The sequence below is a fragment of the Duganella sp. Root336D2 genome (genome assembly GCF_001425005.1).
In the GTDB taxonomy this organism is placed as follows: domain Bacteria; phylum Pseudomonadota; class Gammaproteobacteria; order Burkholderiales; family Burkholderiaceae_D; genus Rugamonas.
Map to the genome: position 1 here is coordinate 24,478 of NZ_LMDB01000010.1, position 25,251 is coordinate 49,728.

Sequence of the window (25,251 nt, forward strand, 5' to 3'; positions counted from 1 at the left end):
GCCCCGGTCAGTCGCAGGCTTTGCTGACGTCGTGGCGGCCGAGGATGGTCGCGAAGTACAGGTCTTCCAGGTCGCCCAGAGCTTCCTCGAAGCCGTCGCCCGGATCGTCGTCGTTGTAGACGTGGATCAGGGTGCGGCCGGACATCAGGCGGGTTGAGATCACGGAATGGCGCTGCTGGAAATAGGCCAGCTCCTTCTTGTCGATAAAGCGCGCCCAGATCTTGCAGCTGACATCATCGATCAGCTGCTGGGTGGCGCCGGCCACCATCAGCTTGCCCTTGTTGATAATTGCCATGTTTGCGCACAGGTCGGCCACGTCGGACACGATGTGGGTCGACAGGATCACGGTGCGCTCTTCGCCGATATCGGACAGCAGGTTGTGGAAGCGCACGCGTTCCTGCGGGTCCAGGCCGGCGGTCGGCTCGTCGACGATGATCAGTTTCGGGTCGCCCAACAGGGCTTGCGCGATGCCGAAGCGCTGGCGCATGCCGCCCGAGAAGCCGCCCAGGCGCTGGTTGCGCACTTCGAACAGGTTGGTTTGCTGCAGCAGGCCATCGACCACTTCGCGGCGGCGGGTACGGTTCGACAGGCCTTTCAGGATCGCGAAGTGATCCAGCATTTCATAGGCGGTGACCTTGGGGTAGACGCCAAAGTCCTGCGGCAGGTAGCCGAGCAGGCGGCGGATTTCGTCCTTTTCATCCAGCACATCGAGGTCGCCAAAAAACACCGAGCCGGAATCGCATTCCTGCAGGGTGGCCAGGGTACGCATCAGGGTCGATTTGCCGGCGCCGTTCGGGCCCAGCAAGCCGAACATGCCGGAGGGGATGGTCAGCGTCACATTGTCGAGCGCGACGACCCCATTGGCATAGGTCTTTGATAAATTCTTGATGCGCAATTGCATGGTGGCTCCGCTAACCCCTTTTCACATGATGGCATTGTATTGAATGCGCGACATATCGGTTGCCCGTATGCGATAGCCCGCACATTCAGCGCCCCAGGATGCACTTTCCGGGGAACGGAAAGTGCGCTTCCGGCGTTGGTTTAGCACTAAAGTTTCAAGGGTAACAAGGTTGATACCCCCGCGCAAGGAACAAATCTGGACAAAAGTGCTATATAGTTCCTTGACATGCAAGTACACCATTCAAAACTTGACGCAGCCATACAGGAAAAGATCCTGGCCGTGACCCGTTGCGGGCTGACGGCCAGCGAGTCCACGGGATTTTTCCGCACCGCGATCGGCTTGTATTACCTGGCCAGCCTGATGACCAAGGAGCAGCTGGATTTCAAGGCGCTGGACAAGGCCTTCAACCGCTTCGTCTACCGCTCGCTTGGCGGAGGGCATAGCATGACCAGCATCCTGCAGTTCATGAGCGGCGCGAAGGTGGTGGAAGTGCTGGAGTCGCCGCGCTTCATGCGCGCAATGGCCGATTACCTGCCGGAGGTGCCGGTCGATTCGATCCCGTTCCTGCTTGGCCTGAACCTGGGCGTGGCAAAAGACATCTCGAAGATCGACGCACGCGGCCCGGTGGCAGACTGGCTGGAAAAACAACGTATTCTTCGCGAGGGCTCGTAATGGGCGGGCCGGTAAACCCCATGCGCATTTTGATCACGGGGGCGACGACGTGGCATGACGACGAAGCGATCAGGCGCGAACTGAGTAAGCTGGGCCGGGCCGGCACGGTGGTCACCGGCGATACGCCAGGTATCGACGCACTGGCCATTTCGGTAGCCCGCGAGTTGGGCTTTGAGGTCGTTCCGATGAAAAAGAACAGGGCCGATTACAGGGCCTTTCCAGGCGAGGGCTGGAAAGGCCTGAATGTCCGGATGCTGGAGACGGGAGTCGACCTTGTCCTGGCTTTTCACGCGGACTTCGATACGCCAGGCTGCGCGCGCGGCACCCGCCACGCGGTCGAGCTGGCGCAGAGCGCCGGAATCGAAGTGCGCGTGTGCCGCAGTTGAGGACGTCCTATAATGTGGCTTTCCGAATAAGCTGGATAGATCGCCATGAACCGCTACCATAACCCACTCGACCGTTTTATCACTGGCGCCGACAAGGCTTTGCGGGTGCTGGCTGGCGTGCACTCGGCGTCGCGCCCGAATCCGGCAGTGCATGCGGCAGATGCGGAGATGACGGAGCAGGAGCACCGCCACAGCGCGGGCCTGATGCGGGTGAATCATGTGGGCGAGGTGATGGCGCAGGCGCTGTACAACTCTCAGTCGCGTTTCGCCAGGAGCGACGAGGCGCGTGCGGCGTTCGACAAGGCCAGCCGCGAGGAAGAAGACCACCTGGCGTGGTGTGCGCAGCGCTTGTCGGAACTGGGCTCGCAACCGAGCTTCCTGAATCCTTTGTTCTATGCCGGTGCTTACGCGCTGGGCACGGCCGCCGCGCTGGCGGGCGACAAGCAAAGCCTGGGTTTCGTGGTGGAGACCGAACGCCAGGTTGAAGCGCACCTGGCGAGCCACCTGGACCGCTTGCCGCCGCAGGACGCCAAGTCCCGCGCCATTGTCGAGCAAATGCGCGTCGATGAAATCGCACACGGCAAGGCCGCTGAAGACATGGGTGCGGAAAAGACTCCGCTGCCGATTCGGCTGGCGATGAAGGCCATGTCGAAGGTCATGACTTCGACCACCTACTACGTCTAAAAGACCCCGGCAGCCTTCAGAATCCACCCGATGATTGCCGCCAGGTTCGTGAGCGTCAGGCCCGCAACCCAATAGATCAGTTTTTCGAAGTCTCTACGTAGCTGTAGTTGTTCTGCGTGCATTTCATTGAATCGCTCGTCGACTTTGCCTCGCAGAAGAGTGAGCTCTTCCTTTAAAGTATCCACAGTCACCTCTAGCTTGACGACCCTCGGTTCGTAGTTCATCACTCCCTCCCGCTCGACAGTGATTAGACTCTGCCGCAGTTTGCGGCGGGAGGCCTTGAGCTTGGACAGGACGCAGTGCGGAAAGTTCCGCCTCAGGTATTGGATGCCAATTCGCTGTTGAGTGAGGCCTGGTAGTCGGCCAATGCCAGCGCGCGCGGCGTGCCTTCGTTTTCCCATGCGATGGCGTTGTCGACGCGCTTGATTACCGTGGGCAGGGTGGCGGCCCAGTCGTCCTTGCGCAGCAGGCGGCGGCTGGCGGTGATCAGTTCTTCCGATGGGGCGGCGCGCCAGCTGATGTGGCGCACCAGGTTGAGGGCGAACGGTGGGCAGGTCAGGGATTCGAACGCGAGCGCGCCGACCTGGCGGCCGGTCAGCTTCAGCGCGGCGCGTTTGAACCATATGTAGGCCAGCGCGAACAGCGCGGCCGCGTAGAACAGCAGGATGCCGGCGGCAACAGCGAGATTGCCGTAACGCGAAAACAGGCCGGCAGGAATCAGGCCGAACAGGGCCAGCGCCATCAGCCAGATAAACGGTGCCAGTACCTTGTAGGGGCAAAACGGCGGCGGCGTCCAGCGCTGCGTGGCCGCAGCGGCGGCAAGCACCTGCTGCTTCCAGCGCAAGGGAAACACAGGGCGGTGCGGCAGCAGGGGATTGGGCACGAACGGTTCCTTGCCGCGCAAGGTGTAATGCTCGGCGCCGAAATGCAGCGACCAGCGGCCACCCAGGGTAGCCGCCAGCACGCCTTCATTCGAATGCAGCAGCCGCGCCGAGTCGTACAGGTAGAGGCCAACCATGGCCGCTACCAGCAGGATTTCGGCGTGGAAGGAGATCAATTGCTGCTTTCTTTCTTCTTGAACATCGACTTCAGGCCGGCGATGGCTGCAACGCCGCCGACTGCAACCAGCTTCCACATCTTGGCCAGGAAGAGGGCTGCGGCAGCCCAGAAGCCTTTCTTGGTCGCGATGACAGCGGCACCGCCGGTCACCAGGGCGGCCAGGCCGAATTCGGCTACGTGGTCGCCCGGCTTGAATTCAGAGTACTTCTCGCCGTCGTTGTAATTGAAGCCGGTCAGCACTTTGCGGAAGTTTGCCACGTCGGCGTCCAGCGTTTCCGGCGACGACACCAGGGTCGCGCTCATCACGCCGCTGCGACCCAGCAGGCGAATGGTGTAGTTCAGCGAGATGCCGTTATCGGAGCGCAGCTTCAGGCCCCATTCCAGCTGCTTGGTCTTTTCGTCGTAGTGCGGCGCAACGTACCAGCCTTCGGTGTGCAGGGCACCCAGGCCGAGGCGCTTGCGCTCTTCGTTGGCCGGTTCGTCGCTTTCCTTCAGGGTTTTCAGCAGCGCGTCGGCATCGATCTTGTCGCCTTCCTTCACGTAGCCGCTTTGGTCGAAGGTGAAAGTGGCCCACCAGCCGCCTTCGGTGTCGAGGATGGTGTAGTTGCCGTCTTCCGGCAGGTTGCCGGTCAATTCCAGGAAGCGACGCGAATTCTTGTCGTCCAGGAACTGGACCTTGTCGCTCGGCGTCTTCAGCGTGGCCTTGGCGGCGATGGACTCGGCGCGCGGGCCGGTATGCCAATCCAGCTTGTCGAATTCTGCCTTGCGCTGTTCGGCAGTCATGTCGGCCATGGCAAATACCGGCACCAGTGCAAGCGCAATCACCCAGTTACGAATCTTCATTGTTATTTCCCCGTTGAGTTTTTTTGGATAAACCCAAGAGGATAGCAGGGCGGGCCCCTTTCAAAATGCGCACTTTCTCACACCCGCAAGCTGCGTTCAATGGCGCCGGAAGCGGCGGCCTTCAACAGTCGCTGGAATTTCGGGCATTCGGCGTGGCTGGGCGCAGGGCAGGCGGCTGCGTGGCGCAGGCCTTCGCTCATGGCCTTGAGGCGCTTGGCCAGCGCCTCGATTTGTTCCGCCTTGGCCAGCAGGAAGGCGCGGTCGATGGAGGTGCCGCCGTCGGGCGTGAACATGGAACCGATTTCGTCCAGCGACAGCCCGGCGGACTGGCCGAGCGAAATGATGGCCAGCGTATCGAGCACGCCGGGTGCATAGGCGCGCCGCAGGCCATTGCGGCCGGAGGGCTTGATCAGGCCCTTTTTCTCGTAATAGCGCAGCGTGGAGGCGGCCATGCCCGAGCGCTGCGCGACTTCGGCAATATCCATCAAAAATCCCTTGACTTGAAGTCGACTTCAACTTCTACAGTGTGCACATCAACCAGGGAGATTGCAATGGAAATCATCATCATCGGCGTTGGCGCCACCATCGTGTTCGACTTATGGCTGCTGCTGCTCAAGCGCATGGGCGTCAAGACCATGAATATGGCCTTTATCGGCCGCTGGGCCGGGCACCTGGCACAAGGCCGTTTTGCGCATGACGCGATTGCAGCCTCGCCGGCAGTCAGCGGCGAGCAGGCCCTGGGCTGGCTGGTGCACTACGCAACTGGCGTGGCGTTTGCCGGGGCGCTGGTGGCGGTGGCCGGCCAGGACTGGCTGCATGCGCCGAGCATCGGGCCGGCGCTGGCGGTCGGCATCGCAACCGTCGGCGCACCGTTGTTCGTGATGCAGCCGTCAATGGGCCTTGGCGTGGCCTCCAGCAAAACGCCGGCGCCGATGAAGAACTGCCTGCGCAGCCTGGCCAACCACACGGTATTCGGCCTTGGCCTTTACCTTTCCGCCCTACTCATTAAAGGAATTCCGCAATGAAGAAACTCGCAGTCATTTACCACAGCGCCAGCGGCCACACGGAACACATCGCCTCGCAGGTCGCACAAGGCGCGGCCAGTGTGGCGGGAGTGGAAGTGCATGTGCTGAAAGCTTCGGAGCTGGCAGGGGCGCCGGATGCGCTCCTGCAGTACGAAGGCATGCTGCTGGGCTCACCCACCTACCTGGGTGGCGTGTCGGGCGTGTTCAAGACCTTCATGGACGCTACCGGCAAGCTGTGGCGCACGCAGCAGCTGAAGGGCAAGCTGGCGGGAGGTTTCACGGTGTCGTCGCTGCCGGCCGGCGACAAGCAATCGACGCTGGTGTCGATGTTCACCTTCTGCATGCAGCATGGGATGATCTGGTCCGGCAATCCGATCCTGCCGGAACAGCACGCAGGCGTGCCTTACGATGAAGCGGCCAATCGCCTCGGCTCCTGGTCCGGCATGATGGCGCAGGCCGGGCATGGAACGGCGGCGCACGAATTCGCCGCCGGCGACATCAAGACCGCCCGCATGTTCGGGCAGGGCTTTGCCGAAACCTTGATCAGGCTTCGATAATCTCGAAGGTGTGGGTGATCTGCGCCGTCTTGGCCAGCATGATGCTGGCGGAGCAGTACTTGTCGTGCGACAGGGTGATGGCGCGGTCAACCACTTCCGGTTTCAGGTCCTTGCCGGTGACGACGAAGTGGAAGTTAATTTTGGTGAAGACCTTCGGCTCGGTCTCCGCGCGCTCGGCCTGCAGCACCACTTCGCAAGCGCGCACGTCGGCGCGGCCTTTTTTCAGGATCAGCACCACGTCATAAGCGGTGCAGCCGCCGGTACCCAGCAAGACCATCTCCATCGGGCGCGGTGCCAGGTTATGGCCGCCGCCTTCCGGCGCGCCGTCCATGGCAACCATGTGGCCAGAACCGGTCTGGGCGCGGAAACTCATACCCGACGGGCCGTTCCAGCTAACTTTAACTTCCATCTGAACTCTCCGTTAAATGCGTCCGGGGCATTATACGGTCATCATGTATTTTTCGCTCTTCATGCGCCGCTCGGTATACCAGACGCACAGCATGGCCAGCAGCAGGCTGCTGAAGAAGGTTTGCAGGAAGGGCAGCATGCCGATGCTGCCGCCCTTGGCCAGTTCGCGCAGCAAGGTCTGGTTGGACAGGACTGGCACCATATACATCCACCAGCTATTGGTCAGGTTCATCATCGGCACCAGGATCACCGGCACCAGCGGCACGATCATGGTGAAGCTGACCAGGGTCTGCGCTTCCTTGAAGGAGCGGGCGTTGATGGCCAGTGCAATTTCAAGCGCCGCCGCGAATAGCGACAAGGTGGCGGAGGCCAGGCACACCATGGCCAGGTCGCGCCAGCCCAGGCGCCAGGACAGGCCGATCTCCTCCAGCGGCAGCCATTTCAGGATGCCGTGCGCAATCGCCAGTTCCAGCGTGATGCCGACAATCGACAGCAGCGAAGCCGCCAGCCATTTGCCGATGATCAGGTCGGACGGGCGCACCGGCTGCGCCATCAGCACTTCCAGCGAGCGCCGTTCGCGCTCACCGGCGGTGCTGTCGACCGCGGTACTCATGCAGAACATGAAGGCCGGGATGAAGAAGATGCCCAGCATGGTGCTGATGGTGTTGGCCGAACGGGAGGCGCTGGTGCCGGCATCGTAGCGCTGCATCAGCACCGGATTCAGGTTGACCGGCGACACGCCATGCGCCAGCAGGCGCGCACTGGCGATATTGCGGCTGTAGTCGCGCAGCACGTATTCCACTTCGTCTATCTTGCGCGAGCTGTCGGAGGCGGAGTCGAACCACAGCTCGACACGTGCCGGACGCATGGCGTGATAATCCTCCGCGAACTCCGGCGCCAGGCGCAGCACGGCCGTCACAGTCTGTTTCCGCAGCAGGGCATTGATTGCCTCCTCGTCCATCGGCTCCAGTTCGGTGATGTTCACATTGCGCTGGCGCAGCTGGTTCATCAGCGTCGGCGCCTGCTCGCTGCCGATCACCGCGATCTCCACGCCTTCGCGTTCCGGCTTGGTGGCGCGGTCAATCTGCCGCTGCAGCATGAAGCCGACCAGGATCGGGTACATCAGCACGAACAGCAGCAGCAGGCTGAGGGCGCGGCGGTCGCGCAAGGTTTCCACCAGTTCCTTGCGCAGCACGATGGGAAATTTGAGTTTCACAGTTCGATCCCTTCCTCAGTGCCCACCAGGCGCACGAAAGCGTCTTCCAGGCTTGGCAGCCCAGCCTGCTCGCAAAGCTGCTGCGGTGTGCCTTGCGTGACCGTGGTGCCGTTGGCGATCACGATCACGTCGTCGCAGGAATGGATCACCTCCTGCATCACGTGGGTTGCCATGATGACGCAGCAGCCGTCTTCCTTCAATGCAGCCAGGGCGCGGCGCAGGGCGCGCGTACTCATCACGTCGAGGCCGCGGCTCGGTTCGTCGAGCAGCAGGTGGCGCGGCCGATGCAGCAGGGTGCGCGCCAGTGCGACCTTGATGCGCTGGCCTTGCGAGAAGCCTTTGGCGCGGCGGTCGATGATGTCTTCCAGCGACAGCAGCTCGGTGACTTCCCTGGTGCGCTGATCGATTGCCGCGTCTTCCATGTCGTTCAACTCGCCGAAGTAGTGCAGGTACTCGCGCGTCGTCAGGCGCTCGTACAGGCCGAACTGGTCGGTCAGCACGCCGACGTTGCGGCGCACCGCCATTGGGTCGATGGCGGGATCGACACCGTCGATGGAAATGGTGCCGTGGTCTCGCTGCAGCAGCCCGACCAGGGTGCGCAGCAAGGTCGTCTTACCTGCGCCGTTCGGGCCGAGCAGGGCGGTGATGATGCCGTCGCGCGCGGTGAAACTGGCACCGGCCAGGGCCTGCACCTTGCCGAAACGCTTGCAGAGATTATTGACTTCGATCATGGCTGTGGCCCTGCGCTATTGAGCTGGAACGTCGGAGCCGGGATCTCGTTGAGGCATTCCGCCTTCAACGGGGCGGCCGGCTGGTCGAGGAAGCCGCGCAGCAGGCGCGGCATGCATCCAAGCGGCGACACGATATGGCCGCCGTTCTTCACGATCAGGTGCTGGGCATTCTTCATGTATTTGCGCGCCGCTTCGGCGCGCCGCGGCGGTGTGACCGGGTCGAGGGCGCCGGACATCAGCAGCACCGGCGCCTCGATCATGGCCGGATCCTGGTAAGGCACGGCAGGTACCGATATGGTTTCGCACATCTTCCCGATGCGCATGATCTGCGGCGCGCCGAGGAAGGAACCCCTGGTGTCTTCTTCCAGCAATTGCGGCGTCAGGCGCGGGAAGTCTTCGGCGCAGACCACGGCCAGGTGCAACGGCATTGCCGGACCGCCCTCGGAGGAAAAGTCGCGCGATACATTGCTGCGCGCGATGAAGGGCTGCCAGCGGTCGCGGTAGGCGCTGTGGATCAGGAAGGGCAGGCGCCGGCTGTCAGCCTGCGAATACAGGATGTTGTGCACGGTACCGATGAAGCGCATGCTGGTCATTTCGACCTTGGTGGTTTCCGCCGTGCGCGGGTCGGGCAGGGTCAAGGATTGCGGCGACCTGGCCAGCCGCGCCGCCAGCGTTTCGAACTCCGAGCGCAGGCTGGGGAAAGCAGCCGCGCAGACGGTATCCTCGGAACATTGTTTGAATAAGGCATCGAGCGCGGCCTGCGCATCGTGCGCGCCGGCCGGCACAACCTGGTCGGGCGCCGCCACGCCATCCAGCACCAGGGCGCGCACGCTGCCGGGGTACAGGCGGGCGTAGGCCTGGGCCAGGCGGCTGCCGTAGGAACCGCCCCAGAGGTTGATGCGGCCATAACCGAGTGCGCCGCGTACGACTTCTATATCGCGCGCCGCCTGCTCCGTTGTGTACAGGTTGAAGCGCTTATTCAGGCCTTTGATGCAGGCGCGGGTTTCAGCCAGCAGCTCGTCTTCCGTGGCTGTTTCGGCATTTTTGCCTGGTTTGCAATCGAGCTTGCCGGATAATCCGGTGCCGCGCTGGTCGATCAGCACAATGTCGCGCGTGGCGCGCACCTTGCGAAAAGTGGTATTCAGCAGCGGCACCAGGTCGGAACCCGCCTCGCCCGGGCCGCCGGCCAGCAGGAACAGCGGATCGCGCCGGGCCGACTCGCGCAGGGCGGGGGCGAGGGTGATGTGCAGGCTGAGGGTGGCGCCGGGGGCGTGGTGGTCGAGCGGGACCGCCAGCCGCAGGCAGCGCAGGGATTCTTCGGTGCCGGGCAGATGGCAATCCTTGCCGGGCTGGGCCATGGCAAGGGCGGGCGCCAGTGCCAACAGCGAGGCCAGCATGAGCGATCGCATGACTGTCTCCTCTTGTGATTCTGGGGTTCCATAGTAGCTCGGCAATATCTGCTTAGCAACGGCAAGCAGGAACAGTGCGGGGTTGACCCAGCGGGGCGGGGCGGGCTATAATCGCCAGCTTTCCTTTTCGCTCGGGAAAATTAAACAAGAAGGATGCGTCCGCTGAAGCACAGGGGCGGAACCACCGATAGAGCGTTTTTTATCTTTCACAGAAAGTTCAAACATGAAAACTTTTTCCGCTAAGGGCCATGAAGTCCAGCGCGATTGGTTCGTGATTGACGCGACGGACAAAGTCCTCGGCCGTGTTGCCAGCGAAGTGGCACGCCGACTGCGCGGCAAGCATAAGCCAGAATTCACCCCTCACGTTGACACCGGCGACTTCATCGTTGTCGTGAACGCAGGCAAACTGCGCGTGACCGGTACCAAAGCAACCGAGAAGACCTACTACCGTCACTCCGGTTACCCAGGCGGCATCTACGAGACCAACTTCCTGAAGATGCAACAGCGCTTCCCAGGCCGCGCCCTGGAAAAGGCAGTTAAAGGCATGCTGCCTAAGGGTCCTCTGGGCTACGCCATGATCAAGAAGCTGAAAGTGTACGCTGAGGGTTCCCACCCGCACGCTGCCCAGCAACCTAAAGCACTCGAATTCTAAGGAACTGACATGATCGGTAACTACAACTACGGCACCGGCCGTCGCAAGAGTGCAGTTGCTCGCGTGTTCATCAAAGCTGGCACCGGCCAGATCATCGTGAACGGCAAGCCAGCAGCTGAGTACTTCTCCCGTGAAACCGGCCTGATGGTGATCCGTCAGCCGCTGGAACTGACCGGCAACGTTGAACGTTTCGACATCAAAGTCAACGTGCACGGCGGCGGCGAGTCCGGCCAGGCAGGTGCAGTGCGTCACGGCATTACCCGTGCACTGATCGACTACGATGCAGGCCTGAAGGGCGACCTGGCACGTGCCGGCTTCGTCACTCGCGATGCTCGTGAAGTTGAACGTAAAAAAGTTGGTCTGCGCAAAGCACGTCGCGCAAAGCAATTCTCGAAGCGTTAATCTTTACGCTCTCGTACAAAAAGCCGCTGGTCTCCAGCGGCTTTTTTTATTTTTGCCTTAAAATGGCTCCTCGTTTAATTTTTACCTCGCAAGGAAGAGATCATGATCAAAGTAGGCATCGTCGGCGGCACTGGTTACACGGGTGTGGAACTGCTGCGACTGTTAGCCGCACACCCTGAAGTCGAACTGAGCGCGATCACTTCGCGCAAAGAGGACGGCTTGCCGGTGGCTGAGATGTATCCCTCCCTGCGCGGCCGCGTGAACATCGCTTTCTCCTCGCCGGACAAGGTCGACCTGACCCAGTGCGACGTGGTGTTCTTCGCCACCCCGCACGGCGTCGCCATGGCGCAGGCGCCAGAGCTGCTGGCCAAAGGCGTGAAAGTGATCGACCTGGCGGCGGACTTCCGCATCAAGGACCGCGCCGTGTTTGAAAAGACCTACAAGATCGACCACACCGCGCCCGAGCTGCTGGAGCAAGCGGTGTACGGCCTGCCGGAGCTGAACCGCGAAGACATCAAGAAAGCCAGGCTGATCGCCAACCCGGGCTGCTACCCGACCACCATGCAGCTGGGCTTCGTGCCGCTGCTGAAGGCAGGCCTGATCGACGCCGGCCACCTGGTCGCCGACTGCAAATCCGGCGTATCCGGCGCCGGCCGCAAGGCCGAGATCGGCACCCTGTTCTCCGAATCGTCGGACAACTTCAAGGCCTACGGCGTGAGCGGCCACCGCCACACCCCGGAAACCGCAGCCCAGCTGCAGCGCTACACCAGCGACAAGGTCAACCTGATCTTCACCCCGCACCTGGTGCCGATGATCCGCGGCATGCACTCGACCCTGTACGCGCGCCTGACCAGGGAAGTGTCGAACGAAGAACTGCAAAAGCTGTTCGAAGACGCCTACGCCGGGCAGCCGTTCGTCGACGTGATGCCATGGGGCTCGCACCCGGAGACCCGCAGCACGCGCGGCGCCAATATGCTGCGTCTGGCGCTGCATCGCCCCAACGATGGCGACACCCTGATCGTGCTGGTGGTGCAGGACAACCTGGTCAAAGGCGCATCCGGCCAGGCCGTGCAGTGCATGAACCTGATGTTCGGCCTGGATGAAGGCCTGGGCCTGCAAACTATCGCCCTGATGCCATAAGTGGAAGCCGGGATGGAGCAGGCTCGCGTGCCAATGCTGGCGCGCGTGCTGGGCCTGGCTGCGGTCCTGGTCGCCGGCGGTGCGCTGGCGGTGTGGGGCGTCGACCTGGGCAAGCGCGTGGTTGGCGTATCGAAAGGCGAAGCCGGGCCGACGGTTGCCAGGCAACTCGCAGCGGCTGAGCTGGAACTGGCGCGCGTATCGGCTGAGCGCGATGCGCTGGCCGAGAAGCTGAAGGCTACTGCAGCTTCGGTTCCGGCGCCCGCCGCTCCCAATGCCGAATTGGCAAAGTTGAATGCCGACCTGGCCCTGCTGGAAGAGGCGCTGCCGCCAGCCAAGGCCGGCTCCGGCCTGGTCATCCGCGGCATGCAAGCCCGCATGGCTGCGCCAAAGCTCTTGCATTACACGGTTCTGCTCCAATATGGTGCAAAGAAAAAGGGCCCATCCGCCTTCGCCGGCCGGCTCAAACTGGCGGTTGCAGTAATCCAGGATGGCAAGAAAGCGGTGCTCGAATACCCGAAGGAGGGCGCCGAGCGTTATGACCTGAAAGTGGATCGTTACCAGCGCATCGACGGCACGCTGGATCTGCCGGAAGGCATCAAAGTTGTTGCGGTCAAGGTCAGCCTGTCGGAAAAGGGCAAAGTTATTGCTGATGAGACAACGACAGTGCGCAGCCTCTAAAGCGGCCAGGTCCGGCATGGACTATAATGGGACAACTGATTTTAAGTAGGAGTAACACATGACTGCAGTAGCCGAAGACGTGATTCCGGCACCGATCGTTTTCACCGACGCCGCGGCCGAGAAAGTAGCGCAACTGATCGAAGAAGAAGGCAATCCAGACCTGAAGCTGCGCGTATTCGTGCAGGGTGGCGGTTGCTCCGGCTTCCAATACGGTTTCACCTTTGACGAAATCGTCAACGAAGACGACACCACCATGGTGAAAAACGGCGTCCAGCTGTTGATCGACTCGATGAGCTACCAATACCTGGTAGGCGCCGAGATCGACTACAAGGACGACCTGGAAGGCGCGCAATTCGTGATCAAGAACCCATCCGCGACTTCGACCTGCGGCTGCGGTTCCTCCTTCTCCGTCTAAGTATTCAATTCACGGCTCAGTCCGTGTCACACCGTGGGGTCACACCCCAAGTGTGACACGGCCTCTGCTATGACGCGGCCGAGCCCGTGTCACTCTTAGGGTGTGACCCCAAGGTGTGACACGGGCTCGTGCGTTAACGGGGGTATAGGGCGCCGAGGATGCGCTCGCCGCGGGCGCCGGTGACGGATGGCAGGTTACCGGGTTGGCGTTCGTCGAAACGGTGGGCAAGCCAGGCGAATACCATCGCTTCTACCCGGTTGGGCGGTACACCCAGCGCATCGGTGGACTGAACTTCGGTCGACTCCCCCAACTCTGCTTGCAGCTCGCGCATCAGCGTGGCGTTGTAGGCACCTCCTCCGCAAACATAAAGTGCGTCTGCGCCATGCGGGCCGATCTCGCGCGCCAGGCTGAGCGCTGTCAGGCGAAGCAGGGTGAACATCACGTCCTCCGGCTTGGCGCCGGCGAAGGGTGCCAGCCGGGCGTCCAGCCAGTCGGCATGGAACAGGTCGCGGCCCGTGCTTTTCGGCGCCGACAGCGCGAAATAGGGCTCGGACAGCAGCGCGGCCAGCAGGCCCGGCACTTCCTTGCCAGTGGCGGCCCAGGCGCCGTTGTCGTCGAATTCCACGCCTTTGTGGCGCGAGATCCAGGCATTCATCAGCACGTTGCCGGGGCCGGTGTCGTAGCCGCCTACCGCGCCATCATTGTGCAGCAGGGAGATGTTGGCGATGCCGCCGATGTTGGCCAGCGCGCGCATCTTGCCTTCCTTACCGAACAGGGCTTTGTGGCCGGCTGGCACCAGTGGCGCGCCTTGGCCGCCTGCGGCCACATCACGCGAGCGGAAGTCGGCAATGACGTCGATGCCGCTCAGCTCAGCCAGGAGCGAGGCGTTAATGATCTGGCGCGTGAAGCCCAGCTCTGGGCGGTGGCGGATGGTCTGCCCATGCGCACCCACGGCGCGCACGTCGGCCGATTTCATTTCAGCCTTGGCCAGCAGTTCGGCCACGCAATCCGCATAGAGTTCAGCCAGCTTGTTGGCAGCCAGTGCCTCGCGCTCGATTTCGTTCGGCGAGGGGGCCTGCAGCGCCATCAGTTCGTCGCGCAGCGATTGCGGGAACTCCACGTACGCCGCCGACATGGTGCGAGCGGCACCTGCCCAGAAATCCACGAGGACGCCATCCACGCCGTCCAGGCTGGTACCCGACATTAATCCGATATATAGGCTCATACCTTATTGTAAGTCGGGGTCAGCTCCGGCAATCGGACAAAAGGCGCACAAAAGTGCGCCTTTTTGTCCGATTGCCGGAGCTGACCCCGACTTTTTATTTGGCAGCGAGGTTGCTGGTGTTGGCGTTCGGGCGCAGCAGGGCGAAGCGGTGGATCATGTCGCCGGCTACCGACTTGAAGCGGGCCAGTTCGCCCGTGGTCAGCGGCGCTTGGGCGGTGATGTTCAGCTTGTTCGGGTCCTTGGCTTCACCTGCTACGCGGAATTCGTAGTGCAGGTGGGCGCCGGTCGACCAGCCGGTGGTGCCGACGTAGCCAATGATGTCGCCCTGGCTGACCTTGGCACCCTTTTTCATGCCGGCGCCAAATCGGCTCATGTGCGCGTAGGCGGTGGAGTAGTTGGCCCAGTGCTTGATCACGATCACGTTGCCGTAGCCGCCTTGCACGCCGGAGAATTCGATCACGCCATCACCGGCTGCGCGGATCGGGGTACCGGTCGCGGCCGCGAAGTCGGTGCCTTTGTGCTGCTTCCAGTTGCCGGAGATCGGGTGCGAACGCATGCCGAAGCCGGACGAAATACGCGAGAACTCCAGCGGCGATTTCAGGAAGGCTTTCTTCAGCGATTTGCCGTCGAAGCTGAAGTAGCCACCGCCCGATTTGGTCAGCGGGTCTTCAAACCATACGCTCTGGTAGGTGGTGCCCTTGTTGGTGAATTCACCAGCCAGGATGCGGCCGGCACGCACGAACTCGCCGTCTTGCCAGAAGGTTTCGTACACCACGTTGAAACGGTCACCGCGCTTCAGGTCGGAACGGAAGTCGATGTTGGTGGAGAACATTTCAATGATCTGCGCGACAACGGTGTCAGGCAGGCTGCTGCCGTCGGAGCTGGAGTCGGTCGCGGCATACAGCGAAGAGGTGATTTCGCGCGCGCGCATCTCAACGCGGCGTTCCAGTTTCGCGGCGGTCTCTTCGGCCGTGAACTCTGCGTCCCCCGAACGGGAGACCATAATATTCTTGACGGGGTTATCTTTGCCGTCCACAACGGTGGCCTTCAGCCACAGCAGGTTGCCGTTATCGTCGGTCTGCGCCTGCACGCGTTTGCCGCTGCGCAGCTGCATAATGGCGCGCGCGGTCTTGTCTTTCTTGATGAAGTTTTCTGCAGCGTCGTCTTCCACGCCCAGGCGATTGAGCAGGGTCGCGAGCGTGTCGCCGGCGCGGACCTTTTCTTCGTGGACGTATTTCTGGGAAGCTTCTTGCTGCTGCAGGGCGGTGATCTGCGAGGACAAGTCAGGTAACTGGATATCCTGGGCAATGGTCTTCACGGGCAGGTCGCTCGCGTCAGGGGCGAGCGGGGCCACGCCGGCCGCGCCAAAAGCGCAGACGGCGAGGAAGATCGCCGATGCGCTAATGATTCGCGACTTACGCGTCGAACCGAGCAGATTGTGCAAGCGTGAGCTTGTGAACTTGTTTATAGGGTTCATGCAATCAGTTAAAATTTGCCGCTTGAACTTTTAGGACTCTTGGTATTTTGTTCTAAGTTGTTGATTTAATTCGTTTTCATCGGGCAAGATTGATGGGATCGGGCATTATAACAAAGTCCTGAGCCGTGCCAACAATTTGAGAGATTTTCGGGAAAAATGGATACAGACAACAAAATCCTGCCTTTGAGCGACAGCGTGCAGGAAGCCCTCGCCATCACCAAGCGTGGTGTGGACGAGCTCATCATCGAAAGCGAATTCGCTCAAAAACTGGCGCGCTCGGAAAAGACTGGCGTGCCGCTGCGCATCAAGCTTGGCCTGGACCCGACCGCTCCGGACTTGCACCTGGGACACACCGTGGTGCTGAACAAGATGCGCCAGTTGCAGAACCTGGGCCACCAGGTGATCTTCCTGATCGGCGACTTCACCTCGATGATCGGCGACCCGTCGGGCCGCAATGTGACCCGTCCGCCGCTGACCCGCGAGCAGATCGAGCTGAACGCCCAGACTTATTTCAAGCAGGCATCGCTGGTGCTGGACGCGGCCAAGACCGAAATCCGCTACAACTCGGAGTGGTGCGATCCGCTGGGTGCGCGCGGCATGATTCAGTTGTCCTCGCGCTACACCGTGGCGCGCATGATGGAGCGCGACGACTTTTCCAAGCGTTTCAAGAGCGGCACCCCGATTTCCGTACACGAGTTCCTGTACCCGTTGATGCAGGGTTACGACTCGGTGGCGCTGAAGGCTGACCTGGAGCTGGGTGGTACCGACCAGAAGTTCAACCTGCTGGTTGGCCGGGAGTTGCAAAAGGATTACGGCCAGGAGCAGCAGTGCATCCTGACCATGCCGCTGCTGGAAGGCCTGGACGGCGTCGAGAAGATGTCCAAGTCCAAGAACAACTATATTGGTATCACCGAGGCGGCCAACACCATGTTCGCCAAGGTGATGTCGATTTCGGACGTGATGATGTGGCGTTACTACGACCTGCTGTCGTGGCAGTCGATCGAGCACGTCGCAGGCCTGAAGAAAGCGATCGAGGGCGGCGCGAATCCGCGCGATGCCAAGGTGGCGCTGGCGCAGGAAATCGTGGAACGCTTCCACTCGCGCCAGGCGGCAGAAGATGCGCTGGCCGACTTCGTAAATCGCTCGAAGGGCGGGATTCCGGACGATGTGCCGGAAGTGGCCCTGGCCGGCGCGCCGGTCGGTATCGGCCAGCTGTTGAAGCAGGCGAACCTGTGCGCTTCGACCTCTGAGGCGCTGCGCATGATCGACCAGGGTGGCGTGCGTATCGACGGCACTGTGATCAGCGATAAAGCGCTGAAAATTGAGGCAGGCACCTTCGTGCTGCAGGTTGGCAAGCGCAAGTTTGCTAAAGTGATCCTGTCGGCATGATCGGGCTGCTGCAGCGGGTTTCGTCTGCCAAAGTTGTTGTTGATGGCGAGACGACCGGCGCCATCGACGGCGGCTTGATGGTGCTGGTGTGCGCTGAGAAGGGCGATACGGAGAAGGAGGCGGACCAGTTGCTGGCCAAGCTTTTGTCGTATCGCGTGTTCTCTGACGATGCGGGCAAAATGAATAAGTCGGTGACGGATGTCGCGGGTGGATTGCTGCTGGTTCCGCAGTTTACGTTGGCGGCGGATACCAATTCGGGCACGCGGCCTTCGTTCAGCCCGGCGGCTGCGCCGGCGGATGGCAAGCGCTTGTTTGAGTATTTTGTTGCGCAGGCCCGTGCCAGGCACGCGGTTGTAGGCACGGGCGTGTTTGGGGCGGATATGAAGGTGTCGCTGACCAATGACGGGCCGGTGACGTTTTGGTTGCAGGTGAATCCTAAATAAAACCGGTAAACCGGGGTCTGACCCGCAGGGTCAGACCCCGTCTGTGCCACTGCCGCAGTGCTGGTTCGAGGCCTTTGATCTTCGCCGAAAGTCAAAAGCCTCGAACCCGCCCCCAGGCAGGTGAGCAGACAGGGTCTGACCCTGCGGGTCAGACCCAGGTTTACCGGTTTAAAAAAGCAAGCTGGGAGACAAAGATGAAAATCTGGAGCGATTCCTTCAAGAATGGCACCGCCATCCCCGGCGACTTTGCTTTCGCCGTGCGCGACAAGGCCACGAAAGTGCGCCTGTCCGCCAACAAGAACCCCCACCTGGCCTGGTCCGAAGTCCCTTCAGGCACCGAATCCCTGGTCCTGCTCTGCATCGACGGCGACGCCCCGACCGACGGCACCCACGTCAACCAGGAAGGCCACACGCTCCCGGCATCGATGCCGCGCGCCGATTTTTACCATTGGTCCCTGGTCGACATCCCCCCGAGCCGCAACAGCATCGCCGCCGGCGAATTCTCGAAAGAAGTCACGCCCAAAGGCAAACCGGCCACCCTGCCAGCGCCCCTGCGCCACGGCATCAATGACTACACCGGCTGGTTCGCGAGCGACAAGGATATGGCCGGCGACTATTACGGCTACGACGGCCCATGCCCGCCATGGAACGACGAACGCCCCCACCATTACATTTTCCGCCTGTACGCGCTGGACATCCCGCGCCTGGAGCTGGAAGGCCGCTTTACCTGCCAGGACGTGCTGCAAGCCATCCATGGCCATATCCTCGACGAGGCGCAGGTGATCGGTAGCTACTCTCTATTTGAATGACAAGAATCCTGTTGATCCGCCACGGCGAAACCGCCTGGAACGCCGTGCGACGCCTGCAAGGCCACACCGATATCCCCCTGAGCCCCATCGGCGAACGCCAGGCCGAATCCCTGGCGCGCGCGCTGGCGGCCGAGCCGCTGGACGCCATCATCTCCAGCGACCTGGGACGCGCCCGCCAAACCGCGCAGGCGGTAGCCGCGCACCATCCCCACCTGCCGCTGCACAGCGACCCCGGCCTGCGCGAGCGCGGCTACGGCGCCTTTGAAGGCCTTCTATATACAGAGATCGCCGAACGCCACCCGGTCGAATTCGCGGAATGGCAGGCGAGGGACGTGGATGCCGTGATGCCTGCCGGCGAGCGGTTGGCGGAGAGCTTCCGCCAGTTTTACCAGCGCTGCCAGGACGGCATTGCGCGCTGGGCCGAACGCTACCCAGAGCAATCGATCCTGATTGTCGCCCATGGCGGCGTGCTCGAATGCGCCTACCGCGCCGCCCGGGGCCTGTCGATCGACGGCCCGCGCGATTTCCAGGTCAAGAATGCGAGCATCAATCGATTTACCTTTGATAAAGGGATGTTATTGCTTGATCAATGGGGCGAGGTTGCGCACCTGTCCACCAGCCTGGACGACATTGTTTAAAAAAGTGCTTAGTTTTTGGGCAGGGCATCGGTTAAAATAGCCCCCTTTCCCGCACTGTCTTACGGATTTGTTAAGTGAATATCGGACCTCACGAGCTCCGCAATAACGTCTTTGTCGCGCCTATGGCTGGTGTGACGGACCGCCCGTTCCGCCAATTGTGCAAGGAGCTGGGTGCGGGGTATGCCGTGTCCGAGATGGCTGCATCCAACCCCCGCCTGTGGGCCAGCGAGAAGTCGTCGCGCCGCACCGACCACACCGGCGAGATGGAGCCGAAGGCTGTGCAGATCGCGGGCGCGGTGCCGGAAGAACTGGCCGATTGCGCCAAGTTCAACGTCGACCGCGGCGCCCAGATCATCGATATCAACATGGGCTGCCCGGTGAAAAAGGTCTGCAACAACTGGTGCGGCTCCGCCCTGTTGCAGCACGAAGACCTGGTCCAGCGCATCCTGGAAGCGGTGGTGCCGGCCGTGAACGTGCCGGTCACCCTGAAATTCCGCACCGGCTGGAACCGGGAAAACAAGAACGCCCTGCGCATCGCCCGCATCGCCGAGCAAGCCGGCATCCAGATGCTGACGCTGCACGGCCGTACCCGTGCCGACGGCTATACCGGCGACGCCGAATACGACACCATAGCCGCCGTCAAGGCCGCAGTGAGCATTCCCGTGGTCGCCAACGGCGACATCACTACCCCTGAAAAAGCGCGTTATGTGCTCGACAAGACCGGCGCCGACGCCGTGATGATCGGACGCGCTGCCCAGGGACGCCCATGGATCTTCCGCGAGATCGACCATTTCCTCCGTACCGGCGAACACCTGCCGGCGCCGCTGGTGGCCGAAGTACGCAAGCTGATGGACGAACACCTGCAGGCCCACTACGCCTTCTACGGCGAATTCCTGGGCGTGCGCACCGCGCGCAAGCATATTGGCTGGTACGTGCGCGACCTCCCGGGCGGGGAGGAATTCCGGCAGGAGATGAACCGCCTCGAGTCGACCGCAGAACAACTGCGCGCAGTCGACAGTTTCTTCGAATCCCAATGGAAGTACGGCGACCGGTTACAATACCGCCTCGCCGAAGAACCGCTGGCTGCGTGAACCGCGCCTGCATTGGCAAATATTTAGCAAGATCGATAAGAAAATGAGCAAAGAAAGCATTCAGGAAGTAGTCCAGAAAAGCCTGGAAGACTACTTCAATGACCTGGGCGAGCAGCAAGCATCGAACGTGTACGACATGGTAGTGATGACCGTTGAGCGTCCGATCCTCGAAGTGGTGATGGGCCGCGCCGACGGCAACCAGTCGCATGCAGCCCAGATGCTGGGTATTAATCGCAATACTTTGCGCAAGAAATTACAGGAACACGGCCTGCTGTAAGGCTGATTCCGCGTCCCGGTCCCTATTGGCCGCGACGGCCCGTGGGGCCGGTTGGTGTGTACAGATTTCCGTAACCTTCCCCCCACAGCTATGATCAAACAAGCTCTCATCTCCGTATCCGACAAGACCGGCGTGCTGGATTTCGCCAAGGCCTTGGCGGCCATGGGCGTCAACATCCTGTCCACCGGCGGTACCGCGAAACTGCTGGCCGATAACGGCGTGCCGGTCACCGAAGTGGCTGACTACACCGGTTTCCCGGAAATGCTGGATGGCCGCGTGAAGACGCTGCACCCGAAAGTCCACGGCGGCATCCTGGCCCGCCGCGACTTCCCTGAGCACGTCGCCAAGCTGGAAGAGCACAGCATCCCGACCATCGACATGGTAGTGGTGAACCTGTACCCGTTCCAGGCGACCGTGGCCAAGGCCGAGTGCTCGCTGGAAGACGCGATTGAGAACATCGACATCGGCGGCCCGGCCATGCTGCGCTCCGCAGCCAAGAACCACAAGGACGTGGTGGTGATCTGCGACCCGACCGACTACGGCGTGGTGCTGGCGGAGATGAAGGGCACCGACAACGCCCCCGGTTACGTTTCCTACGAAACCCGCTTTGGCCTGGCGAAGAAGGTCTACGCGCACACCGCGCAGTACGACGGCGCCATTACCAACTACTTCTCCAGCCTGGGCCCGGACCGCAAGCACGAAACCCGTTCCGCCTACCCGGCAACCCTGAACGTGGCCTTCGAAAAAGTGCAGGACATGCGCTACGGCGAAAACCCGCACCAGTCGGCTGCCTTCTACCGCGACCTGGCTCCGGTAGCCGGCGCACTGGCCAACTACCGCCAGCTGCAGGGCAAGGAACTGTCCTTCAACAACATTGCCGACGCTGACGCAGCGTGGGAATGCGTGAAGTCCATGGGCTCCACCGCTTGCGTGATCATCAAGCACGCCAACCCATGCGGCGTAGCCCTGGGCGCGAACGCACTGGAAGCCTACCAGCGCGCACTGAAGACCGACCCGACCTCCGCTTTCGGCGGCATCATCGCCTTCAACGTGGAAGTGGACGGCGCAGCAGCTGCCGAACTGGCCAAGCTGTTCGTGGAAGTACTGATCGCTCCATCGTTCACCGCCGAAGCGCGCCAGATCATGTCGGCCAAGCAGAACGTACGCCTGCTGGAGATTCCACTGGGCGAGGGCGTGAACGCGATGGACTTCAAGCGCGTGGGCGGCGGCCTGCTGGTGCAGTCGGCTGACTCGAAGAACGTGCTGCCATCGGAAGTGCGCGTAGTGAGCAAGCTGCAACCTACCCAGCAGCAACTGGCTGACCTGATGTTTGCATGGCGCGTGGCCAAATACGTGAAGTCGAATGCTATCGTCTTCTGCGGCGGTAATATGACCCTTGGCGTTGGCGCGGGCCAGATGTCGCGTATCGACTCGGCACGCATCGCTTCGATCAAGGCGCAGAATGCCGGCCTGTCGCTGCAGGGTTCCGCTGTAGCGTCCGACGCATTCTTCCCATTCCGCGACGGCCTGGATGTGGTAGTTGATGCAGGTGCAACCTGCGTGATCCACCCGGGCGGCTCCATGCGCGACCAGGAAGTGATCGATGCCGCCGACGAGCGCGGCGTGGTGATGCTGTACACCGGCACCCGCCATTTCCGTCACTAAAAACCGGCAAACCAGGGTCTGACCCAAGGGTCAGACCCGCCTGTTCGAAGGCCGACGGTGATTTTTTCGGCCGCGGGCGGTGAAAAAGCGGGTCTGACCCTTGGGTCAGACCCAGACTTACCGGTTTCTGCCGTAAAATCCGGGAATGATTATTCTCGGCATCGACCCCGGCTTGCGCACCACTGGCTTTGGCGTCATCCAAAAAGTGGGCAACAAGCTGCGCTACATCGCCTCCGGCACCATCAAGAGCGGCGAAGGCGACCTGCCGCAGCGGCTTAAAGTCATCCTCGATGGCGTGGCCGAAGTCGCCGCCACCTACAAGCCCGATTGCGCCGCAATCGAAAAAGTCTTCGTCAACGTCAATCCCCAATCCACGCTGCTGCTCGGCCAAGCCCGCGGCGCCGCGATTTGCGCACTGGTGACGCACGACCTCAAAGTCGCCGAATACTCCCCGACGCAGCTGAAGCAAGCTGTCGTCGGCACCGGCCGCGCCACCAAGGCGCAGGTGCAGGACATGGTTGCACGCCTGCTTACGCTGCCCGGCCTGCCCGGCACCGACGCCGCCGACGCCCTCGGTATCGCCATCTGCCATGCCAACAGCCAGGCCACACTGGCCGTCGTCACCAACGCCCATCCCGCCCTGTCCGGACTACGCATGAAGCGCGGCCGCCTGGTGGGCTAACCGCACCCCAAAAGGAAGAACAATGATCGGACGTCTCACCGGCATCCTGCTCGAAAAGAATCCCCCGCAACTGCTGGTAGACGTGCAAGGCGTCGGCTACGAAGTCGACGTGCCGATGTCCACCTTCTACAACCTGCCCGGCGTAGGCGAGAAGGTAAGCCTGTTCACGCACTTGACGATCCGCGAAGACGCTCACCTGCTGTTCGGCTTTGGCAACGCCGAAGAACGCGCCGTGTTCCGCCAACTGATCAAGATCAGCGGCGTCGGCGCGCGCACCGCGCTGTCAATCCTGTCAGGCCTATCGATTGCCGACCTGGCGCACGCCGTGACGCTGCAGGAAGCCGGCCGCCTGGTGAAAATCCCCGGCATCGGCAAGAAGACTGCGGAACGCCTGCTGCTGGAATTGAAGGGCAAGCTCGGTGCTGATATCGGCGCTGCTGGAGCGCACCAGGTCCACGATTCGCAGTCCGACATCCTTAACGCGCTTCTGGCGCTGGGCTATTCCGACAAGGAAGCCTCGCTTGCGCTGAAGACCGTGCCCGCAGGTTCCTCGGTCTCCGACGGCATCAAGCAGGCGCTCAAGGCATTGTCCAAAGGCTAAACGCTGTTGATGGAAATCGTCCGCCTTAATGACGAGGGGCCGTGCCGGCTGGACCATGAAGAGAATGGTTTCACCTCCAACGAAGTGTTCGACATCTCCCTCATTGATGGCGAAATTCGCATGTCTACGCGAAGCGTCGAGCAATTCACCAAGAGCTATGAGTCTGATGATTCACCGGCGGAGGGTGTCGAGTCGTACGGCGCACTCGTTGACGGCACCCTGGCCGGCAAGATCGAACTTGCGGCGGCATGGAACGGCCTCGGTTCGATTGAGCAAATCGTTGTGGCCCGCGAGTTTCGCCAACACGGTATCGCCACTGAATTGATCACCTTCGCAAAAGCGTGGACCCTGGAGAAGCAACTCAAGGGACTTCGTCTTGAAACGCAGACCAATAATGTCGCGGCCTGCAAACTCTACTTCCGAAACGGCTTCGAAATCGGCGGCTTCGACAAGCTGACATATCGCACCCAGCCGGAGGTGAGCGGCGAAACAGCACTCTATTTGTACTGGTTCGCCACCTAACGGTCTAAAGGGCTTAGCACCGCATTGCCGCCACGGTTTGGCACGTGTGTGTAGATCTGGGTTGTACGAACGTCTTTGTGGCCGAGTAGTTCCTGGACGGTCCGAATGTCGTAGCCACTTTGCAGCAAGTGCGTTGCAAAACTATGCCGCAGCGAATGCGGCGTGACCTTCTTCTGGATATTTGCGTCTTGCGCCGCTTGCTTCACAGCGCGCTGCACGCGTTGTTCATCGATGTGGTGCCGCCTGAGGGCTCCCGAGCGCGGATCTTCCGAAAAACCGTCGGCTGGAAAGATGTATTGCCATTTCCATTCCCGCGCAGCAGCTGGATATTTTCGATCCAATGCAAACGGAAGATACACCTCGCCGCCTCCCTGATCGCAGTCGCGCTGATGCTGAAGCTTGACCAACTCCGAATGGGATTTGAGCGGAACAATGAGAGAGCCGGGCAACATGGTCACGCGATCCTTGGCACCTTTACCACTGCGGATAGTGATCTGCCGCATATCGAAGTCAATATCGAGAACGCGCAGGCGGCATGCTTCCATGAGGCGCATTCCGCTGCCATAAAGCAGCGAGGCGATTAGCCAGGTTTCGCTCTTCATGTGCGAAAGCAGGGTTCTGGTTTCATCGACAGTCAAAACGGTTGGCAGGCACTGGGGCTGCTTGGCTGCGACGACGTCTTTCAACCAATCGACCTCAAGTCTCAGGACCTTTTGATAAAGAAAGAGGACGGCGGACTTCGCTTGGGACTGTGTCGAGGCCGCAACCCTCCGGTCAACAGCAAGATGGGTTAAAAATTCCTCGATTTCGGTTTTCCCCATCTCGGAGGGATGCCGCTTCTTATGAAAAAGGATGAAGCGGCGAATCCAATCCACGTACGCTTCTTCAGTTCGAATGCTGTAATGCATGGTGCGGATCAATGCTCGCACCTGGTCCAGCAGCTTAGGCTCATTTGGTGGCATGACATAATTCTCCGGTATTAGGACGAATTATGTTCATCGACTTTCAGGCTGCGGGTTTGGACATTGATCAATAGGCCATTAGGCGTCATAATGAAATTTATTAAAACGTCAATATGACGTCGACTTTACGTTGGCCATCGCTGTGAACATGATGCACGCTTCGTCTTCTTCGCTTGGCTCCAAGGCCCGCTACTCGCCCTCCATGGCTATCGGTGGCGATTGTGCCGTTGGCGGCACCACCACTTTAGGCAAGCGCGAGCCGGTGCGGTATGCTGGCGTTTTTACGGGCACA

Annotated in this window: 32 protein-coding genes; 20 read left to right on the forward strand and 12 right to left on the reverse strand. The window is 61.3% G+C overall.

Translation table 11 applies throughout. From position 1 onward, the window contains the following. Positions 1–7: 7 nt before the first annotated feature. Complete coding sequence (locus tag ASD07_RS09725) at positions 8–901, reverse strand: ABC transporter ATP-binding protein (RefSeq protein ID WP_055928716.1); 894 nt, start codon at positions 899–901, stop codon at positions 8–10. Between the two features lie 225 nt (positions 902–1,126). Here ASD07_RS09725 and ASD07_RS09730 point away from each other — a divergent pair, with 225 nt between their 5' ends. Genes ASD07_RS09730 through coq7 form a run of 3 tightly spaced genes read left to right on the forward strand, consistent with a single transcriptional unit; the run spans position 1,127 to position 2,643 of the window. Further along, entirely contained in the window at positions 1,127–1,573 is a 447-nt protein-coding gene (locus tag ASD07_RS09730) for a hypothetical protein (RefSeq protein WP_055928719.1), read from the forward strand. Positions 1,574–1,593: 20 nt separating this feature from the next. Beyond that, on the forward strand, positions 1,594–1,959 hold the full coding sequence (locus ASD07_RS09735) for an SLOG family protein (protein WP_055928822.1): 366 nt from the start codon (positions 1,594–1,596) through the stop codon (positions 1,957–1,959). 45 nt (positions 1,960–2,004) lie between these two features. Next, on the forward strand, positions 2,005–2,643 hold the full coding sequence (gene coq7 / locus ASD07_RS09740; protein WP_055928722.1) for a 2-polyprenyl-3-methyl-6-methoxy-1,4-benzoquinone monooxygenase: 639 nt from the start codon (positions 2,005–2,007) through the stop codon (positions 2,641–2,643). On the opposite strand, the gene ASD07_RS09745 is transcribed toward coq7, so the two are convergent. The 4 genes from ASD07_RS09745 to ASD07_RS09760 all read right to left on the reverse strand — a co-directional run bounded on the left by ASD07_RS09745 (position 2,640) and on the right by ASD07_RS09760 (position 5,030). Further along, the gene (locus tag ASD07_RS09745) at positions 2,640–2,867 is read right to left on the reverse strand and encodes a hypothetical protein (RefSeq protein ID WP_055928725.1); all 228 of its coding nucleotides are present in this window, start codon (positions 2,865–2,867) and stop codon (positions 2,640–2,642) included. The two genes, coq7 and ASD07_RS09745, sit on opposite strands and share 4 nt — an antisense overlap. A gap of 92 nt (positions 2,868–2,959) precedes the next feature. After that, positions 2,960–3,700 carry a hypothetical protein gene (locus ASD07_RS09750; protein WP_055928728.1) on the reverse strand — a complete coding sequence of 247 codons (741 nt, stop codon included), beginning with the start codon at positions 3,698–3,700 and terminating at the stop codon, positions 2,960–2,962. Beyond that, complete coding sequence (locus ASD07_RS09755) at positions 3,697–4,545, reverse strand: DUF2167 domain-containing protein (protein ID WP_055928731.1); 849 nt, start codon at positions 4,543–4,545, stop codon at positions 3,697–3,699. Before ASD07_RS09755 ends, ASD07_RS09750 begins: the two co-directional genes overlap by 4 nt. 77 nt (positions 4,546–4,622) lie before the next feature. After that, complete coding sequence (locus ASD07_RS09760) at positions 4,623–5,030, reverse strand: helix-turn-helix domain-containing protein (protein WP_055928734.1); 408 nt, start codon at positions 5,028–5,030, stop codon at positions 4,623–4,625. A 66-nt stretch (positions 5,031–5,096) separates the two neighbouring features. On the opposite strand from ASD07_RS09760, the gene ASD07_RS09765 reads away from it, so the two are divergent. Both ASD07_RS09765 and ASD07_RS09770 read left to right on the forward strand, forming a co-directional pair. After that, positions 5,097–5,570, forward strand: a complete 474-nt coding sequence (locus tag ASD07_RS09765; protein WP_055928736.1) for a DUF2938 domain-containing protein — start codon at positions 5,097–5,099, stop codon at positions 5,568–5,570. Further along, positions 5,567–6,127: a flavodoxin family protein gene (locus ASD07_RS09770; RefSeq protein WP_055928739.1), complete on the forward strand. Its 561-nt coding sequence runs from the start codon at positions 5,567–5,569 to the stop codon at positions 6,125–6,127. The genes ASD07_RS09765 and ASD07_RS09770 overlap by 4 nt, the downstream gene beginning before the upstream one ends. Here ASD07_RS09770 and ASD07_RS09775 read toward each other — a convergent pair. Genes ASD07_RS09775 through ASD07_RS09790 form a run of 4 tightly spaced genes read right to left on the reverse strand, consistent with a single transcriptional unit; the run spans position 6,114 to position 9,891 of the window. Further along, complete coding sequence (locus tag ASD07_RS09775; RefSeq protein ID WP_055928742.1) at positions 6,114–6,536, reverse strand: OsmC family protein; 423 nt, start codon at positions 6,534–6,536, stop codon at positions 6,114–6,116. The genes ASD07_RS09770 and ASD07_RS09775 overlap by 14 nt on opposite strands. A 30-nt stretch (positions 6,537–6,566) precedes the next feature. After that, positions 6,567–7,751, reverse strand: coding sequence for an ABC transporter permease (locus ASD07_RS09780; protein ID WP_055928745.1), 1,185 nt, complete (start codon positions 7,749–7,751; stop codon positions 6,567–6,569). Next, positions 7,748–8,482 carry an ATP-binding cassette domain-containing protein gene (locus ASD07_RS09785; protein WP_055928748.1) on the reverse strand — a complete coding sequence of 245 codons (735 nt, stop codon included), beginning with the start codon at positions 8,480–8,482 and terminating at the stop codon, positions 7,748–7,750. Before ASD07_RS09785 ends, ASD07_RS09780 begins: the two co-directional genes overlap by 4 nt. Next, complete coding sequence (locus tag ASD07_RS09790; protein WP_055928751.1) at positions 8,479–9,891, reverse strand: alpha/beta fold hydrolase; 1,413 nt, start codon at positions 9,889–9,891, stop codon at positions 8,479–8,481. Before ASD07_RS09790 ends, ASD07_RS09785 begins: the two co-directional genes overlap by 4 nt. Before the next feature lie 223 nt (positions 9,892–10,114). Here ASD07_RS09790 and rplM point away from each other — a divergent pair, with 223 nt between their 5' ends. The 5 genes from rplM (at position 10,115) to erpA (ending at position 13,178) form a co-directional block, all read left to right on the forward strand. Beyond that, complete coding sequence (rplM, locus tag ASD07_RS09795; protein WP_028102306.1) at positions 10,115–10,543, forward strand: 50S ribosomal protein L13; 429 nt, start codon at positions 10,115–10,117, stop codon at positions 10,541–10,543. A 9-nt stretch (positions 10,544–10,552) separates the two neighbouring features. Beyond that, on the forward strand, positions 10,553–10,945 hold the full coding sequence (rpsI, locus tag ASD07_RS09800; RefSeq protein WP_028102305.1) for a 30S ribosomal protein S9: 393 nt from the start codon (positions 10,553–10,555) through the stop codon (positions 10,943–10,945). A 102-nt stretch (positions 10,946–11,047) separates the two neighbouring features. Continuing rightward, positions 11,048–12,085 (forward strand): N-acetyl-gamma-glutamyl-phosphate reductase, encoded by a 1,038-nt coding sequence (argC, locus tag ASD07_RS09805; protein ID WP_055928754.1) that lies wholly within the window; start codon positions 11,048–11,050, stop codon positions 12,083–12,085. Between the two features lie 12 nt (positions 12,086–12,097). After that, complete coding sequence (locus ASD07_RS09810) at positions 12,098–12,763, forward strand: DUF6776 family protein (protein WP_055928756.1); 666 nt, start codon at positions 12,098–12,100, stop codon at positions 12,761–12,763. A gap of 58 nt (positions 12,764–12,821) precedes the next feature. Then, positions 12,822–13,178, forward strand: coding sequence for an iron-sulfur cluster insertion protein ErpA (erpA, locus tag ASD07_RS09815; RefSeq protein WP_028102302.1), 357 nt, complete (start codon positions 12,822–12,824; stop codon positions 13,176–13,178). 133 nt (positions 13,179–13,311) lie between these two features. Here erpA and ASD07_RS09820 read toward each other — a convergent pair whose 3' ends face one another. Then, positions 13,312–14,403, reverse strand: a complete 1,092-nt coding sequence (locus ASD07_RS09820) for an anhydro-N-acetylmuramic acid kinase (RefSeq protein WP_055928760.1) — start codon at positions 14,401–14,403, stop codon at positions 13,312–13,314. A gap of 94 nt (positions 14,404–14,497) precedes the next feature. Beyond that, positions 14,498–15,880: a M23 family metallopeptidase gene (locus tag ASD07_RS09825; RefSeq protein ID WP_055928764.1), complete on the reverse strand. Its 1,383-nt coding sequence runs from the start codon at positions 15,878–15,880 to the stop codon at positions 14,498–14,500. A gap of 156 nt (positions 15,881–16,036) precedes the next feature. On the opposite strand from ASD07_RS09825, the gene tyrS reads away from it, so the two are divergent. The 10 genes from tyrS to ASD07_RS09875 all read left to right on the forward strand — a co-directional run bounded on the left by tyrS (position 16,037) and on the right by ASD07_RS09875 (position 23,997). Further along, positions 16,037–17,269 carry a tyrosine--tRNA ligase gene (tyrS, locus tag ASD07_RS09830; RefSeq protein WP_055928767.1) on the forward strand — a complete coding sequence of 411 codons (1,233 nt, stop codon included), beginning with the start codon at positions 16,037–16,039 and terminating at the stop codon, positions 17,267–17,269. Next, positions 17,266–17,712: a D-aminoacyl-tRNA deacylase gene (gene dtd / locus ASD07_RS09835; protein ID WP_055928769.1), complete on the forward strand. Its 447-nt coding sequence runs from the start codon at positions 17,266–17,268 to the stop codon at positions 17,710–17,712. Before tyrS ends, dtd begins: the two co-directional genes overlap by 4 nt. Before the next feature lie 194 nt (positions 17,713–17,906). Further along, the gene (locus ASD07_RS09840; protein WP_055928772.1) at positions 17,907–18,521 is read left to right on the forward strand and encodes a YbhB/YbcL family Raf kinase inhibitor-like protein; all 615 of its coding nucleotides are present in this window, start codon (positions 17,907–17,909) and stop codon (positions 18,519–18,521) included. Further along, on the forward strand, positions 18,518–19,159 hold the full coding sequence (locus ASD07_RS09845) for a histidine phosphatase family protein (RefSeq protein WP_055928775.1): 642 nt from the start codon (positions 18,518–18,520) through the stop codon (positions 19,157–19,159). Before ASD07_RS09840 ends, ASD07_RS09845 begins: the two co-directional genes overlap by 4 nt. Before the next feature lie 74 nt (positions 19,160–19,233). Then, positions 19,234–20,250, forward strand: coding sequence for a tRNA dihydrouridine synthase DusB (gene dusB / locus ASD07_RS09850; RefSeq protein ID WP_082507236.1), 1,017 nt, complete (start codon positions 19,234–19,236; stop codon positions 20,248–20,250). Positions 20,251–20,293: 43 nt separating this feature from the next. After that, on the forward strand, positions 20,294–20,527 hold the full coding sequence (locus ASD07_RS09855) for a helix-turn-helix domain-containing protein (RefSeq protein WP_028102293.1): 234 nt from the start codon (positions 20,294–20,296) through the stop codon (positions 20,525–20,527). 90 nt (positions 20,528–20,617) lie between these two features. Then, on the forward strand, positions 20,618–22,192 hold the full coding sequence (purH, locus tag ASD07_RS09860; protein ID WP_055928781.1) for a bifunctional phosphoribosylaminoimidazolecarboxamide formyltransferase/IMP cyclohydrolase: 1,575 nt from the start codon (positions 20,618–20,620) through the stop codon (positions 22,190–22,192). Positions 22,193–22,337: 145 nt separating this feature from the next. Then, on the forward strand, positions 22,338–22,874 hold the full coding sequence (gene ruvC / locus ASD07_RS09865) for a crossover junction endodeoxyribonuclease RuvC (protein ID WP_055928784.1): 537 nt from the start codon (positions 22,338–22,340) through the stop codon (positions 22,872–22,874). Between the two features lie 22 nt (positions 22,875–22,896). After that, positions 22,897–23,475, forward strand: coding sequence for a Holliday junction branch migration protein RuvA (gene ruvA, locus ASD07_RS09870; protein WP_055928787.1), 579 nt, complete (start codon positions 22,897–22,899; stop codon positions 23,473–23,475). A gap of 9 nt (positions 23,476–23,484) precedes the next feature. Further along, entirely contained in the window at positions 23,485–23,997 is a 513-nt protein-coding gene (locus ASD07_RS09875) for a GNAT family N-acetyltransferase (RefSeq protein WP_055928790.1), read from the forward strand. Here the strand turns inward: ASD07_RS09875 and ASD07_RS09880 are convergent. Next, entirely contained in the window at positions 23,994–24,959 is a 966-nt protein-coding gene (locus ASD07_RS09880; RefSeq protein WP_055928793.1) for an integron integrase, read from the reverse strand. The two genes, ASD07_RS09875 and ASD07_RS09880, sit on opposite strands and share 4 nt — an antisense overlap. Between the last annotated feature and the right edge of the window lie 292 nt (positions 24,960–25,251).

What these genes read in the sequence shown, in the direction of transcription:
- ASD07_RS09725 (WP_055928716.1), bottom strand. Translation starts at nt 901, where the DNA reads ATGCAATTGCGCATCAAGAATTTATCAAAGACCTATGCCAATGGGGTC.
- ASD07_RS09730 (WP_055928719.1), top strand. Translation starts at nt 1,127, where the DNA reads ATGCAAGTACACCATTCAAAACTTGACGCAGCCATACAGGAAAAGATC.
- ASD07_RS09735 (WP_055928822.1), top strand. Translation starts at nt 1,594, where the DNA reads ATGCGCATTTTGATCACGGGGGCGACGACGTGGCATGACGACGAAGCG.
- coq7 (WP_055928722.1), top strand. Translation starts at nt 2,005, where the DNA reads ATGAACCGCTACCATAACCCACTCGACCGTTTTATCACTGGCGCCGAC.
- ASD07_RS09745 (WP_055928725.1), bottom strand. Translation starts at nt 2,867, where the DNA reads ATGAACTACGAACCGAGGGTCGTCAAGCTAGAGGTGACTGTGGATACT.
- ASD07_RS09755 (WP_055928731.1), bottom strand. Translation starts at nt 4,545, where the DNA reads ATGAAGATTCGTAACTGGGTGATTGCGCTTGCACTGGTGCCGGTATTT.
- ASD07_RS09760 (WP_055928734.1), bottom strand. Translation starts at nt 5,030, where the DNA reads ATGGATATTGCCGAAGTCGCGCAGCGCTCGGGCATGGCCGCCTCCACG.
- ASD07_RS09765 (WP_055928736.1), top strand. Translation starts at nt 5,097, where the DNA reads ATGGAAATCATCATCATCGGCGTTGGCGCCACCATCGTGTTCGACTTA.
- ASD07_RS09770 (WP_055928739.1), top strand. Translation starts at nt 5,567, where the DNA reads ATGAAGAAACTCGCAGTCATTTACCACAGCGCCAGCGGCCACACGGAA.
- ASD07_RS09775 (WP_055928742.1), bottom strand. Translation starts at nt 6,536, where the DNA reads ATGGAAGTTAAAGTTAGCTGGAACGGCCCGTCGGGTATGAGTTTCCGC.
- ASD07_RS09785 (WP_055928748.1), bottom strand. Translation starts at nt 8,482, where the DNA reads ATGATCGAAGTCAATAATCTCTGCAAGCGTTTCGGCAAGGTGCAGGCC.
- ASD07_RS09790 (WP_055928751.1), bottom strand. Translation starts at nt 9,891, where the DNA reads ATGCGATCGCTCATGCTGGCCTCGCTGTTGGCACTGGCGCCCGCCCTT.
- rplM (WP_028102306.1), top strand. Translation starts at nt 10,115, where the DNA reads ATGAAAACTTTTTCCGCTAAGGGCCATGAAGTCCAGCGCGATTGGTTC.
- rpsI (WP_028102305.1), top strand. Translation starts at nt 10,553, where the DNA reads ATGATCGGTAACTACAACTACGGCACCGGCCGTCGCAAGAGTGCAGTT.
- argC (WP_055928754.1), top strand. Translation starts at nt 11,048, where the DNA reads ATGATCAAAGTAGGCATCGTCGGCGGCACTGGTTACACGGGTGTGGAA.
- ASD07_RS09810 (WP_055928756.1), top strand. Translation starts at nt 12,098, where the DNA reads ATGGAGCAGGCTCGCGTGCCAATGCTGGCGCGCGTGCTGGGCCTGGCT.
- erpA (WP_028102302.1), top strand. Translation starts at nt 12,822, where the DNA reads ATGACTGCAGTAGCCGAAGACGTGATTCCGGCACCGATCGTTTTCACC.
- ASD07_RS09820 (WP_055928760.1), bottom strand. Translation starts at nt 14,403, where the DNA reads ATGAGCCTATATATCGGATTAATGTCGGGTACCAGCCTGGACGGCGTG.
- ASD07_RS09825 (WP_055928764.1), bottom strand. Translation starts at nt 15,880, where the DNA reads ATGAACCCTATAAACAAGTTCACAAGCTCACGCTTGCACAATCTGCTC.
- tyrS (WP_055928767.1), top strand. Translation starts at nt 16,037, where the DNA reads ATGGATACAGACAACAAAATCCTGCCTTTGAGCGACAGCGTGCAGGAA.
- dtd (WP_055928769.1), top strand. Translation starts at nt 17,266, where the DNA reads ATGATCGGGCTGCTGCAGCGGGTTTCGTCTGCCAAAGTTGTTGTTGAT.
- ASD07_RS09840 (WP_055928772.1), top strand. Translation starts at nt 17,907, where the DNA reads ATGAAAATCTGGAGCGATTCCTTCAAGAATGGCACCGCCATCCCCGGC.
- ASD07_RS09845 (WP_055928775.1), top strand. Translation starts at nt 18,518, where the DNA reads ATGACAAGAATCCTGTTGATCCGCCACGGCGAAACCGCCTGGAACGCC.
- ASD07_RS09855 (WP_028102293.1), top strand. Translation starts at nt 20,294, where the DNA reads ATGAGCAAAGAAAGCATTCAGGAAGTAGTCCAGAAAAGCCTGGAAGAC.
- purH (WP_055928781.1), top strand. Translation starts at nt 20,618, where the DNA reads ATGATCAAACAAGCTCTCATCTCCGTATCCGACAAGACCGGCGTGCTG.
- ruvC (WP_055928784.1), top strand. Translation starts at nt 22,338, where the DNA reads ATGATTATTCTCGGCATCGACCCCGGCTTGCGCACCACTGGCTTTGGC.
- ruvA (WP_055928787.1), top strand. Translation starts at nt 22,897, where the DNA reads ATGATCGGACGTCTCACCGGCATCCTGCTCGAAAAGAATCCCCCGCAA.
- ASD07_RS09875 (WP_055928790.1), top strand. Translation starts at nt 23,485, where the DNA reads ATGGAAATCGTCCGCCTTAATGACGAGGGGCCGTGCCGGCTGGACCAT.
- ASD07_RS09880 (WP_055928793.1), bottom strand. Translation starts at nt 24,959, where the DNA reads ATGCCACCAAATGAGCCTAAGCTGCTGGACCAGGTGCGAGCATTGATC.